The following is an 11,428-nucleotide window of genomic DNA, read 5'->3' as shown; positions in this document are numbered from 1 at the left end:
CCTACAACCATCGAATTCCTCAACGCGCCCTCAACCACCAGACCCCCATCGAGGCCCTGAAAAAATGGCACGCCTCACACCCCAAGCTCTTCACAAAACGTGTGAATGATCTCCCGGGGCTTGACAACTACACACCTCTCTTGCATTGATTCGCCTGTCACACAGGGTCAAGATCCAATCATCCGGAGTTCGGACGAATTCTCTATAGATGGTCAAACCCCACCTTTGCCCGGCAATACTTACAGCAATGATTCCGCCGATTTTTCTGCATATGGCGGGGGACACATTCCGCCTCATATTTTGGAATTTATTATCAACTTGCTCCGAGGGCAAATATAAATAACTTGGCAGCTTAGGACGAGAACGCCTCCACAATTCGGGCAAAAAATTTACCGTTTCGATTTACTTACAAGGGGATGTTACATGGATGATTGCACCTCGCAAAATTTGATCGTAACCGGTGAATTACCCTCCTCGTGCAACGAACATCTGGAATTCATTGATAACGGGACAGTCTGTTTTGGTGGCGTTTGGATTCCACCATCAGTTTTGCAGTATTTCTTGGATCTGTTCCGTTCGGGAGTGGGTTCGAAGCAAGATATCTGCGCAACTGAAGATTGACTCCTTTCCAGAGATTGCAATGCACTTGAAAACATGCATGTGCGAATTGCGCTTATCTGAATCACTATGATTAGGTTCTACAAAGTTTTTCCTGGCTCACTTGATCCATTTAAGGCAAGCTCAAGCGCCATGGATAGCTTACCACTCACTGCCTTTAGATATTGCGAAGCAGTGCGAACGGCATCCAGCATCGGCTGGATAATTCATCCCCCAATCGATTTTGCTATCAAATTTAACGGCATTGACATTCTGATTTATCACAATCAAGACTGGGTGCCATTGAGCCAAGCATTTCTGCCGGGACTGACCGCCCTCTGGAATGAAAGGGCTCCACCTGAACTCAAGGGGCTTGCTCCGCCATACCTCACAAAGATTGCTTCTACACGCGGCGTATTACAGGTATGGTCTGGTTATCTTTATGAAACGGATCCCGGCTGGATTAGCCTCTCCAGAGGACTCGTGAATACCTTTCAATCCAATCAATACCGTGCATTTGAAGGTATTGTCGAGTCCGATGTGTTTCGGCCGTCACCCCTGTTCATCAACATTCAGTTGCTAGACACAGAGAACCCCATCTACTTCCGCTTCACGGAGCCTCTGTTCCAAGTTCAAGCGTTCAAGAGAGACTCTTTTTTGGGAGGCGGTCAGTCGAGGGTGATTAGCGCCTTTGGAAGTAGTGGGAACTCTTTGGAAGAAGGCGAACTGGACTGGGCAGCTTTCAGGAAAACCATTCGAGCCCTTACGCCGGATGAAACGCATCAGCTAGGCGACTACGCCCGCGAAGTTAGGAAAGGTCGTCGTACCGAATAGGCGTTGTGGCAAACGCCATCGACGCTCACTCCTACCTGTGCAGGTAGGTGTCATCACCCTCCTCTTTCTTGATGATCACTTCACCGCCAAGCACCGCGTTGGCGGCGGGTTTCTCAACAAGAGGGGTGATGTATGTTGATGCACATGGTGGAGCGCCGTCGCCAAAGCGACCGGCATTTGGATATCTTGGCAGGCGTCTTGGACGAGGTGGATTACGGCCTGATGTTGCTGAGCCCGCAGCTGGAGCTGCTGCACATGAACCATGCGGCCGAAACAGAGCTGGACGAGGACCACCCGCTGCTGATGCACCAACAGCACCTGTTTGCCCGCGACCCGCGCGACGCCACGCCGCTGCGCGAGGCTTTGCAAGACGCCGCCACCAAGGGCCTGCGGCGTATGGTGGTGGTGGGCGCGGCGCGCGGTGGGGTGCGCTTGTCGGTTGTGCCACTGCGTGCAGCTCACGGCCACACCGGGGCGGTGCTGGTGGTGATGGCGCGGCGGCAGATGGTCAGCGCGCTGGCGGCCCAGGCCTTTGCGCGGGCCTACCAGCTCTCGCGCTGTGAAGAGCAGGTCTTGCTGGCCTTGTGCCAAGGTCAGACGCCGCAGGAGATTGCCGAACACCATGGCGTGAAGATCGCCACGGTGCGCACCCAAGTGGCCAGCATTCGAGCCAAAACCGGGGTGGCAAGCATCCGCGACTTGGTGCAGCAAGTGGCCTGCCTGCCGCCGCTGGTGGGCACGCTGCGCCAGTGCGCCCCGCACCGTGAAGGCCCGCGTCTGGCGGCCTGAGGCCTGTTGATCGCCCAAGGGTATCCCCCTTGTCCGCAGGGGCTCAGCCACCCCCGCTTGCGCTCAGAATGTCTTGGATACCTGCACGATGGCAGGCAGGCCCACACACGAGGAGCACAACATGTGGACATGGATCAAGCGCATTGGCGGCCTTTTGGCGCTGGCCGTGGTGGTGGTCGTGGGCTTGGCCCTGACCAAGCCCGACACCTTTGCGGTCGAGCGGCGCATCACCATCAAGGCCGCACCCGATGCCATCTACCCGCTGCTGGCGGACTTTCAGCAATTCGGCAAATGGTCGCCCTGGGAGCACCTGGACCCGGCCATGACGCGCACGTTCTCTGGCCCGGCCAGCGGCGAGGGCTCGGTCTATGTCTGGAAGGGCAATAGCGAGGTGGGCGAGGGCCGCATGGAGATCAAGCGCGCTGAGCCGCCCACCAAGGTGTTGCTCAAGCTGGACTTCATCGAGCCCTTTGCCAGCCAGAACATGGCCGAGTACACCCTGAGCCCCAAGGGCGCCGAAACCGAAATGCTGTGGCGCATGACCGGCCCCATGCCTTTTGTCTCCAAGGTGATGAGCGTGTTTGTGAGCATGGACGCCATGATCGGCCCCGACTTTGAGCGCGGCCTGGCCAAGCTGAAAAAGGTGGTGGAAGGCGCGTGAAGGGCGCGGCGCCCTGCTGCCCTACTCGGCAAAGCGGGCCATGATGGCCAGCACGTCCACCACACCGTCTTGCAGGGCGCGCACGCAGTCGGCGTCCAGTTGGCCGCGTTGGGCCATGGCCTCTAGGGCGTCATAGGCGCGTTGCAGGGGCCAAGCGTCCTTGTAGGGGCGCTGGCTGGTCAGGGCGTCAAAGACATCGGCCACCGCCACGATGCGGGCCTCGATGGGTATGGCCTCACCGCGCAAGCCGCGGGGGTAGCCGCTGCCGTCCATCAGCTCGTGGTGGCTGGCCACCAAATTGCGCAAGACGCTGACACCCGACATGGCGTCCAGCCGGAAGCTGCGCAACAGCCGCGCCACCATCACGCTGCCTTTGTCCACGTGGGCCTGCATGGTGCGGCGCTCGTCGGGGCTCAAGGGGGCGGGCTTGAGCAGCACTTCGTCGGGCACGCCCACCTTGCCCAGGTCATGCAGGGGCGCGAACAAGAACAGCAGCTCGATGAACTCGTCGCTGAGCCGGTGCTGAACGGCCACACCTTGGGCGATCAGGCGCACGTAGTGGGCCATGCGGTCCAGGTGCACGCCGGTTTCGATATCGCGCAGGTGGGCAAACTCGCGCGCCAGTTTGACTGAGCCCACCAGGGCGCGGATGGACAGCAGCTCATGGCTGATCATCAAGGCCACCAGTTGGCCGTAGATGTCTAACTGGGCCGTGATGGCCGGGCTGAAGTAAGCTGGCTCGCGGGAATCAAAGAACACAAAGCCGTCAAACTCACCGTTGTGCTCCAGGGGCACGGTGTAGGAGCTTTGATAGCCTTGCTCGCGCAGCCAGCGGCTGTGCTCGGACTGGCCGGGTTGCATGGCGGGGATGTCGTCAATCACGCGGGTGCGGCGCTCGCGGGCCAAACTCAGCAGGCTAGGGCTTTGGGCCAGCGCAAACTGATAGCCCGTCAACGGCTTGCCCTCGCAGGTGCTGTGGGCCAGGGTTTTGAGCAGGCCGGAGTCGGGCTCATACAAGGCACAGGCCACGCGGGCCACGCCGGGTGCTGCCGCGCAAATGCGCTGGTGCAGCACGCGAATGCGTTCGTTCAAACCTTCAGGGGCCGAGGCCTGCGCCACAGGGTGCAGGGCGGCAAGGGGCGCCAAGGATGGAATGTCTTTGAGATCCATAACAGCGGATGACAGCCGCCCCAGGGTAACGGTGCGGGCCTCGCGATGCAACCCGTCAAAAGGGGGTAGAGCACATGAATAGGCTGGACCCCCGGCTGATAATGCGGCGCGCACCACTCTGGGCTTGCCCATGACTGCTGAAACCTCGCCCACCCGCCTTGCTCTCTACCTCAACCTGATCCGCTGGGACCGCCCAGCCGGTTGGCTCTTGCTGCTGTGGCCCACGCTGGCCGCACTGTGGATGGCGGCAGATGGCTTTCCGGGCTGGCACTTGGTGGCGGTGTTTACCGCAGGCACCGTGCTGATGCGCTCGGCGGGTTGCTGCATCAACGACGTGGCCGACCGCGACTTTGACAAGCATGTCAAACGCACCGCGCAGCGGCCCGTCACCAGCGGGCAAGTCTCTGTCAAAGAGGCGCTGCTCTTGGGCGCCGTTTTGGCGCTGCTGGCCTTTGGGTTGGTGCTCACCACCAATCCGCCCACCATCATGTTGTCGGTGCCGGCCTTGCTCATCGCCATCGCCTACCCTTGGGCCAAGCGCGTGCTGTCCATGCCCCAGGCCGTGCTGGGCGTGGCCTTCAGCTTTGGCATTCCCATGGCGTTTTCGGCCGTGCAAGGCGGGCAAGAGTGGAGCCTAGAAGCCGTGAACGCCGCCGTGCCGCCGCACGCTTGGTGGCTGCTACTGGGCAACCTGTTTTGGGTGCTGGCCTATGACACCGAGTACGCCATGGTCGACCGCGACGACGACCTGCGCGTGGGCATTCAAACCTCGGCCATCACCTTAGGCCGCTTTGATGTGCTGGGGGTGATGGCCTTCTACGTCATCTACCTGGGCAGTTGGGCCGTGCTGAGCCAGATGCTGGGCCTGGGCCATGTGGCCTTGCTGGGCACCGCGCTGGGCGCCGTGCAAGCACTGTGGCACTACACCCTGATCAAAGACCGCAGCCGCGACGGCTGCTTCAAAGCCTTCCGCCTCAACCACTGGGTGGGCTTGGCGGTGTTTGCGGGGATTGTGTTGGCCTTGATGCTGCGCTGAAAGGCTGCGCGCGCCGCACGGGCAATTGGCCCACCAAGCGGTGGGCCAGGGCGCTGTTGCGCCTAGAGGCACATTACTCCGACAGGATGAAGCCTTCGGTGCCGACCACCGGGGTCACCGACTCAGAGAGGATAAAGCCCTCTGAGAGGATGAAGCCGTCAACGGACTCTGCCGCGCCGCCCACCGCTTGGGTCAGCTCGGCCTGGCTCAGCTCGCGCAGTGCAAGGTGGTTTGCTGTTGTCATTCAATCTCCCATCTACAAAACGTGCGCAACATCGCGCACCCCTGCATTGCAGCAAGTCGTTGACTGATGCGGCACTGTCAGGGCTGACAGGATCAATCTTTGGGCGGGTTGAGGGGAATGGTCTTGAGCAGCACGTCCCCAACCCGCAAGGTCAACACCTTCGCCCCGGGGGGCAGCGCTGTCAGCGTGATGAGGAATCCGCAGTGCAAGCGCTCAGGGCCAAAGGCGTCGGCCACGTCTACCCGCTCCTCATCGGCCAGCGTTTTGATCCACAGGGCATCGTTCACCCAGACGCTGATCTCCACGGCTTGGGTGTGGCGCTCGTCATAGACCCAGCCCTGCAGGCGCCGGCCATCCCAGCGGTCCAAGTGGCTGCGCACGGTTTTGCGGGCCAGCCGCTGCTGCTTGCGATGGCTCTTCCAGACTTGGCGCAGGCGCTGCCACCAGCGCGCCCAACCACCGGCCCACAGGCTGCTTGAGGGGTGCTTGCTGGCCAGCAACTTCTGGCGGACGGCTGCACGGCTCTGGGTGGCTTCGGCCTCCAGGCCCTCCACGCCATTCAACACCGAGGCCATCAGGTAGTCCACAAACTGGGTGTCCACATGCCGAAAGTCATCCGCCCGCCAGACCAGCTCGGGGTGGCTCAGCGTGACAAACTCATAGCTCGGGAAGTAGCGCGCGTGGGGCCGCTGCTGCACAAAGCCATCCACACAGGCGCGCAACACAGCCTTGGAATAGGTATTGGCCACCAGCACATCTTGGTCGCGAAAGGTCGAGGCCAAGGGCACTGGCGAGACGGTGATGAGCAGCTTGAAATCGAGCTTGAGATGGGCCTGCAAAATGGCGTCGATCTCGTCGAGCATAGCGGCCGTGGCAGCGACATCCAGCACATGCAGCTCAAAGCGCCCTGGGTAGGCCGCCACCATATGCTCGGTGGGCGCGGCGTTCAGGTAAAGCTCGGTCTGACGGTCAAACCAGGCTTCGCTCAAACCCAGGGTGAGCACCACCACATCGGCCTGGGCAATGGTGGCGAAGAAGCGGTTGAACGCCTCCCGAAAGGCCACCGCAAAACCCCACTCTTCGGCATAGGCCTCGCCTTGGAGTTGCAAGTCTTGCACCAATTGGTTGTGAGGCGCGTTCAGCAAGACGTCTTCATGCCGGTAGCTGCCCGGGGCCTCCAGAGCCCAGCGAAGCTCATTGAGCACCGTGCCGACGTTGTACTTGTTGAACATATTGCGGTCCGGCAAACCGCGGTTCGGAGAGCGGGGAAAGTCCCGCCGCAGCGACAAAACCTCAAAGCCCCGGCGATCCAGGGTTTCTTCAATCTCGCGCGCAAAGCACGAGCCAATGCAGAAGACTTTTTCTCGGCCAGACAGCCCAAACAGCGGCCCCGTAGCGGGCTCTGCCAAGGGCGAGAGGCGGTCGGGCTTGTCTCGCGTGGGCCACTTGGCCCAGGGGTTCGTGCGATAGAACTGCCGGGCCTGCTCGCCGGGGATGACCTGGTGCGCCATGCTCAGGCCACCGCCCCAAACTCGTCACCCAGCTCTTGGGCGCGGCGGCCTGCCGCCCCCAGCGCGGCCACAACGCTGGCCTTGACCCCGGCCTCGTCCAAGGCGGTGATGGCGGCGTGCGTGGTGCCGCCCTTGGAGGTCACGCGCTGGCGCAGCACGGCGGCGGGCTCGCTGCTTTGCTGGGCCAGGGCGCCCGCGCCCACCACGGTTTGCTGGGCCAAGGCATAGGCCTGTTCGGGGCTCAGCCCCTGGGCCACGCCAGCCTCAGTCATGGCTTCAAGCAGATAGAACACATAGGCCGGGCCAGAGCCCGACACAGCGGTCACCGCATCCAGCAGCTCCTCGCGCTCGACCCACAGGGTCTTGCCGGTGGTGGCCAGCAGGGCTTGGGCGGCGTCACGCTCAGCCGCCGTGACGGCAGCGCTGGCGAACAGGCCCGTCATGCCTTGGCCGATCAGCGCCGGGGTGTTGGGCATGCAGCGCACCACGCGGGCGCTGCCGCTGGCGCGGGCAATGGCCTCGCTGCGCAAGCCGGCCATCACCGAGAGCTGCAAAGCACCGCTGATGTGCGCCTGGCAGGGTGCTGCGGCCTCTTGAAAAAGCTGCGGCTTGACAGCCCAGACGACGATCTGCGCCTCGGCCAAGGCGGCGCTGGCGGCCGCATGCACGCAGATGTTGAAGTCACGACGCAGCGCTTCGGCGGTGTCGGCAAAGGGCTCCACCACTTGCAGAGCCTCGGCTGGCCAGCCCGCTTGCAAGAGGCCGCCCAAAATGGCCCGCGCCATATTGCCGCCGCCAATGAACGCCACCCGCAAGGGGGCCACAGAAGGAGTATCAGAAGTGCTCATGACGGCAGTGTAATGAGCCCTGTCGCACGGCAAGGCGAAGGCACAACGCGAGGGGTGACTGAGCGCGGGAATCAGGGTCAACACTCATGCGGCATAAAAGCCCCCATCAGACTTTATGCATATCTTGCATGAGGGACGGTGACAAATTCGGTCGCAGGCCGAATAGAGTGCCCACCCATGCGTTAACGCTGACTCATGAGGCCAGCGGGCACGCCCTTCTACACCCAGGAGCACCCTCGTCATGATCAGCAATCTGTCCTTCGTCACCCCGACCCCCGACAGCCCTTGGGGCACCTACCTGATGCAGGTGGATCAAGTGACCCCGTACCTGGGCCACCTGGCCCGTTGGGTCGAGACGCTCAAGCGCCCCAAGCGTGCGCTGATCGTGGACATCCCCATCGAGTTGGACGACGGCACCGTGGCCCACTACGAGGGCTACCGCGTGCAGCACAACATGTCGCGCGGCCCCGGCAAGGGTGGCGTGCGCTACCACCCCGACGTGACGCTGGAAGAAGTGATGGCCCTGTCGGCCTGGATGAGCGTCAAGACCGCCGCCGTCAACCTGCCCTACGGCGGCGCCAAGGGCGGCGTGCGCGTCGACCCGAAAAAGCTCTCGCAAAAAGAACTTGAAAAGCTGACCCGCCGCTACACCAGCGAGATCGGCTTCATCATCGGCCCGCAGCAAGACATCCCGGCCCCGGACGTCAACACCAACGGCCAGATCATGGCCTGGATGATGGACACCTACTCCATGAACGTGGGCGCCACCGCCACCGGTGTGGTCACCGGCAAGCCCATCCACTTGGGCGGCTCGCTGGGCCGCGTCAAGGCCACCGGCCGTGGCGTGTTCGTCACCGGCCGTGAAGCGGCCCGCCGCATCAACCTTGAACTGCAAGGCGCCCGCGTCGCCGTGCAAGGCTTTGGCAATGTGGGCTCGGCCGCTGGTGAGCTGTTTGTGCAGGCTGGCGCCAAGATCGTCGCCATCCAAGACCACTCGGGCACCATCTTTAACGACAACGGTTTCGACTTGGCTGAACTGATGCCCCATGTGCGCGCCACCGGTGGCGTGGGCGGCTTCAAGGGCGGCGAGAAGATGAACGCCGAGGAGTTCTGGGACGTCAAGTGCGACATCCTGATCCCCGCCGCCCTGGAAGGCCAGATCACCGCCGAGCGCGCCCGCCGCATCAGCGCCAAGCTGGTGCTGGAAGGCGCCAACGGCCCGACCCTGGGCTCTGCAGACGACGTGTTGGCCGACCGCGGCATCTTGGTGGTGCCCGATGTGATCTGCAACGCCGGTGGCGTGACCGTCTCTTACTTCGAGTGGGTGCAGGACTTCTCCAGCTTCTTCTGGAGCGAAGACGAGATCAATGTGCGCCTGGACAAGATCATGGTCGACGCGCTCAAGCGCATCTGGACCGTGGCCGACGAGCACAAGATCACCTTGCGCACCGCCACCTTTGCCGTGGCCTGCGAGCGCATCCTCACGGCCCGCGAAGAGCGCGGCCTGTACCCCTGATCCGCAAGGTCATTCTTCTCAGTTGAGCAAGAGCGCGGTGCGAGGGCACCGTGTTGACAGCCGCCTCGGGCCCTAGGCCCGGGGCGGCTTTTCTGCGGGCTCTGCAAAAGCATGCGCCCAGCGTGCGCCATCCAGCGGGTCTTCACTACAATCCCGCCGCTATGCGTGTGTGCTTCGTCTTGTTTTGTGCTTTGTACTGGTGGCTCAGTGCGCCTGCTTTTGGCCAGTCGCCATGGCAGCACAGCCCCGCGAGCCATGCCGCCTTGACCAGCGGGCTCGCCGCAATAGCGCCCGCTGCTGAAGCCTCCACGCCCTGCGCGCTTACCGCAACGGCGCCCGTCCCCACCGCATTCGACGCCTTCAGCGAGGTGGCCGAGTGCATGCCCAGCCTCATCCCCACAGGAAACGCTCTCCGTGCGGCGGATAGGCCTTGCGAGCGGCCGTTAGCTGAACCAGCGCTTGTGCCACGGGGCCGCTTGTCACGGCCCCCTCAAGCCCGCCGCTGATTGAGCCTGCCCAGGCACGGCTGCGCGGCCACACCGCGTAAGGCCTCGCCTGCGCCTCCCACACCTGGCCCCCCAGGGTGCCCCCCGTCTTCACGCTGCCACACGGCCGGCCCTGCGCCAGCCTCGCACCCCAACATGACCACAAGATTGCTTTTGATCGGTGCGCTGATCCCGACCTTGCTCGCCTGCTCGGGCGGCTATTCCGAAGAAGAACAGAGCTTGAACCTGCACCTGCAGATGAGCCAAACCGAAGCGCTGGCCGCTTTGAACACCATTGGCGCCCGTCCGCACCTGGAGCCCCAGCGAGCGTACCGGCTGCACCAGGACTGCGAGTTGGAAGTGATCACCCGCGACTCGGTGCTGCGCCCCAGCAAGCAAGTGGCGCACCTGGCCCTGACCGATGCCTCCTTGATCAAAGAGGACGGCGGTGATGTGTTTTCTTTGCTGCTCAGGCCCAAGGACATCGAGACCCCCCCTTGACCCCCGTGCTGACCGAGGGCACCTGGCGCGACGCCTCTCAAGCCAAGTGGGTGTTGAACTACCTGCTGAAGTTCTGCTTGGCCCGGCCAGGCAGCAGCATTGCACCCACCCAGCCCTTGGCGGGTGGCGGATACTTCAAACTCCAACTCCCTCCTTGATTGACGAGGTTTCCATGCATCGCCGCCTGCTTCTTGGCACCGCCGTCTGCGCTGCCCTCAGCCCCTTGACCGCCACTGCGCAAGGCGTGGCCTGGCCCACCAAGGCCGTGCGCGTCGTTGTGCCAGCCCCGGCCGGCAGCTCGCTGGACATCATTGCCCGGCTCTTGGCCGACAAGCTCAAAGACCGCTGGGGCCAGCCGGTGGTGGTGGAAAACAAAGCCGGTGCGGGCGGCATGCTGGGCGTGGACGTGGCGGCCAAGGCCACCGACGGGCACACCCTGGCGGTGGGCTTCAATGGCCCGGTGGCTTATGCGCCGTTTCTGTACAAAAAGGTGCCTTACGACCCGGTGAAGGACTTGGTGCCGGTGGTGATGACCACCTCGCAGCCGAATGTGCTGGCGGTGAGCACCGACAAGGTGCCAGCCCAAGATGTCAAAGCCTTCATCGCTTGGGCCAAGGCGCAGCCCCAGGGCTGGAGCTATTCGTCGCTGGGCGTGGGCAGCTCGGCCCACTTGACCATGGAGCTGTTCTTGGCCGAGGCCGGGCTCACGGCCACGCACATCCCCTTCAATGGCTCGCCGCCGTCGGCCATGGCTGTGGCCCAAGGTGAGACTCAAGCCACTTTCATGGTCGCGCCCGCCATGTTGGCCCATGTGCGCAACGGCAAGGTGCGGCTCTTGGCCGTCAGCAGCAGCCAGCACCCAGAGAGCCTGCGCGAGCTGCCCACCATGGCGGCCATGGGCTATCCCAAGGTGGAATCGCTGGCCTGGAACGGCCTGCTGATGCCCGCCGGCACACCCGACGCGGTGGTGCAAAAGGTCAATGCCGATGTGAATGCCGCACTGCAAGACCCCGCCGTGCGCGCCACCATGAATGCCCAAGGCCTGAGCCCGGTGGGCGGCAGCCCCGCCGACTTCAAACGAGTGATCGAGGCCGAGCGGGAGCGCTGGGCACCGGTGATCAAACGCCTGGGTTTGGCGCTCGATTGACGCCAAGCTTGAGGCAGCGCAAGCCTAGGTCTCGCGCCTGAGGGCGGAAGCGCAGACACTGGGGGCACTCCTGCACTGACGGCCCCACA

13 protein-coding genes are annotated in these 11,428 nt (G+C 63.0%); 8 read left to right on the top strand and 5 right to left on the bottom strand.

The window, feature by feature from the left end; all coding sequences use genetic code 11:
* Positions 1–687: 687 nt before the first annotated feature.
* The 3 genes from ACIQ3Q_RS13745 to ACIQ3Q_RS13735 all read left to right on the top strand — a co-directional run bounded on the left by ACIQ3Q_RS13745 (position 688) and on the right by ACIQ3Q_RS13735 (position 2,881).
* Complete coding sequence (locus ACIQ3Q_RS13745) at positions 688–1,431, top strand: DUF6065 family protein (RefSeq protein WP_396269678.1); 744 nt, start codon at positions 688–690, stop codon at positions 1,429–1,431.
* A gap of 132 nt (positions 1,432–1,563) precedes the next feature.
* Positions 1,564–2,220, top strand: a complete 657-nt coding sequence (locus tag ACIQ3Q_RS13740) for a helix-turn-helix transcriptional regulator (RefSeq protein ID WP_396269677.1) — start codon at positions 1,564–1,566, stop codon at positions 2,218–2,220.
* A gap of 121 nt (positions 2,221–2,341) precedes the next feature.
* The gene (locus ACIQ3Q_RS13735; RefSeq protein ID WP_396269676.1) at positions 2,342–2,881 is read left to right on the top strand and encodes an SRPBCC family protein; all 540 of its coding nucleotides are present in this window, start codon (positions 2,342–2,344) and stop codon (positions 2,879–2,881) included.
* Between the two features lie 21 nt (positions 2,882–2,902).
* Here the strand turns inward: ACIQ3Q_RS13735 and ACIQ3Q_RS13730 are convergent, their stop codons facing one another.
* Positions 2,903–4,027 (bottom strand): HD-GYP domain-containing protein, encoded by a 1,125-nt coding sequence (locus ACIQ3Q_RS13730; protein ID WP_396269675.1) that lies wholly within the window; start codon positions 4,025–4,027, stop codon positions 2,903–2,905.
* Positions 4,028–4,181: 154 nt separating this feature from the next.
* Here ACIQ3Q_RS13730 and ubiA point away from each other — a divergent pair, with 154 nt between their 5' ends.
* Positions 4,182–5,087, top strand: coding sequence for a 4-hydroxybenzoate octaprenyltransferase (gene ubiA, locus ACIQ3Q_RS13725; RefSeq protein WP_396269674.1), 906 nt, complete (start codon positions 4,182–4,184; stop codon positions 5,085–5,087).
* 73 nt (positions 5,088–5,160) lie between these two features.
* On the opposite strand, the gene ACIQ3Q_RS13720 is transcribed toward ubiA, so the two are convergent.
* The 3 genes from ACIQ3Q_RS13720 to proC all read right to left on the bottom strand — a co-directional run bounded on the left by ACIQ3Q_RS13720 (position 5,161) and on the right by proC (position 7,690).
* A complete protein-coding gene (locus tag ACIQ3Q_RS13720) occupies positions 5,161–5,331 on the bottom strand; it encodes a hypothetical protein (RefSeq protein ID WP_396269673.1) in 171 nt (56 codons plus the stop codon).
* A 92-nt stretch (positions 5,332–5,423) separates the two neighbouring features.
* Positions 5,424–6,842 (bottom strand): GSCFA domain-containing protein, encoded by a 1,419-nt coding sequence (locus ACIQ3Q_RS13715; protein ID WP_396269672.1) that lies wholly within the window; start codon positions 6,840–6,842, stop codon positions 5,424–5,426.
* 2 nt (positions 6,843–6,844) lie between these two features.
* Positions 6,845–7,690, bottom strand: a complete 846-nt coding sequence (proC, locus tag ACIQ3Q_RS13710; protein ID WP_396269671.1) for a pyrroline-5-carboxylate reductase — start codon at positions 7,688–7,690, stop codon at positions 6,845–6,847.
* A 241-nt stretch (positions 7,691–7,931) separates the two neighbouring features.
* Here proC and ACIQ3Q_RS13705 point away from each other — a divergent pair, with 241 nt between their 5' ends.
* On the top strand, positions 7,932–9,206 hold the full coding sequence (locus tag ACIQ3Q_RS13705) for a Glu/Leu/Phe/Val dehydrogenase (RefSeq protein WP_396269670.1): 1,275 nt from the start codon (positions 7,932–7,934) through the stop codon (positions 9,204–9,206).
* Between the two features lie 145 nt (positions 9,207–9,351).
* Here the strand turns inward: ACIQ3Q_RS13705 and ACIQ3Q_RS13700 are convergent, their stop codons facing one another.
* Complete coding sequence (locus ACIQ3Q_RS13700) at positions 9,352–9,588, bottom strand: hypothetical protein (RefSeq protein ID WP_396269669.1); 237 nt, start codon at positions 9,586–9,588, stop codon at positions 9,352–9,354.
* 259 nt (positions 9,589–9,847) lie between these two features.
* On the opposite strand from ACIQ3Q_RS13700, the gene ACIQ3Q_RS13695 reads away from it, so the two are divergent.
* From ACIQ3Q_RS13695 to ACIQ3Q_RS13685, 3 genes are read left to right on the top strand one after another with little or no spacing between them, the layout of a single operon-like run.
* Positions 9,848–10,192 (top strand): hypothetical protein, encoded by a 345-nt coding sequence (locus ACIQ3Q_RS13695; RefSeq protein ID WP_396269668.1) that lies wholly within the window; start codon positions 9,848–9,850, stop codon positions 10,190–10,192.
* Entirely contained in the window at positions 10,189–10,350 is a 162-nt protein-coding gene (locus ACIQ3Q_RS13690) for a hypothetical protein (RefSeq protein WP_396269667.1), read from the top strand. Before ACIQ3Q_RS13695 ends, ACIQ3Q_RS13690 begins: the two co-directional genes overlap by 4 nt.
* Positions 10,351–10,364: 14 nt before the next feature.
* The gene (locus ACIQ3Q_RS13685; protein WP_396269666.1) at positions 10,365–11,339 is read left to right on the top strand and encodes a Bug family tripartite tricarboxylate transporter substrate binding protein; all 975 of its coding nucleotides are present in this window, start codon (positions 10,365–10,367) and stop codon (positions 11,337–11,339) included.
* Positions 11,340–11,428 lie beyond the last annotated feature (89 nt).

Origin of the sequence: Ideonella sp., assembly GCF_044358605.1 — a bacterium.
Classification (GTDB): Bacteria; Pseudomonadota; Gammaproteobacteria; order Burkholderiales; family Burkholderiaceae_C; genus Ideonella.
Note: the sequence above shows the minus strand (reverse complement) of the source record. Positions and strands in the feature narration are given on the sequence as shown.

Excerpts from the sequence above, each read along its gene's own strand:
- ACIQ3Q_RS13745 (WP_396269678.1), top strand. The coding sequence starts at position 688 with ATGATTAGGTTCTACAAAGTTTTTCCTGGCTCACTTGATCCATTTAAG.
- ACIQ3Q_RS13740 (WP_396269677.1), top strand. The coding sequence starts at position 1,564 with ATGTTGATGCACATGGTGGAGCGCCGTCGCCAAAGCGACCGGCATTTG.
- ACIQ3Q_RS13735 (WP_396269676.1), top strand. The coding sequence starts at position 2,342 with ATGTGGACATGGATCAAGCGCATTGGCGGCCTTTTGGCGCTGGCCGTG.
- ubiA (WP_396269674.1), top strand. The coding sequence starts at position 4,182 with ATGACTGCTGAAACCTCGCCCACCCGCCTTGCTCTCTACCTCAACCTG.
- ACIQ3Q_RS13720 (WP_396269673.1), bottom strand. The coding sequence starts at position 5,331 with ATGACAACAGCAAACCACCTTGCACTGCGCGAGCTGAGCCAGGCCGAG.
- ACIQ3Q_RS13715 (WP_396269672.1), bottom strand. The coding sequence starts at position 6,842 with ATGGCGCACCAGGTCATCCCCGGCGAGCAGGCCCGGCAGTTCTATCGC.
- proC (WP_396269671.1), bottom strand. The coding sequence starts at position 7,690 with ATGAGCACTTCTGATACTCCTTCTGTGGCCCCCTTGCGGGTGGCGTTC.
- ACIQ3Q_RS13705 (WP_396269670.1), top strand. The coding sequence starts at position 7,932 with ATGATCAGCAATCTGTCCTTCGTCACCCCGACCCCCGACAGCCCTTGG.
- ACIQ3Q_RS13700 (WP_396269669.1), bottom strand. The coding sequence starts at position 9,588 with ATGCACTCGGCCACCTCGCTGAAGGCGTCGAATGCGGTGGGGACGGGC.
- ACIQ3Q_RS13695 (WP_396269668.1), top strand. The coding sequence starts at position 9,848 with ATGACCACAAGATTGCTTTTGATCGGTGCGCTGATCCCGACCTTGCTC.
- ACIQ3Q_RS13685 (WP_396269666.1), top strand. The coding sequence starts at position 10,365 with ATGCATCGCCGCCTGCTTCTTGGCACCGCCGTCTGCGCTGCCCTCAGC.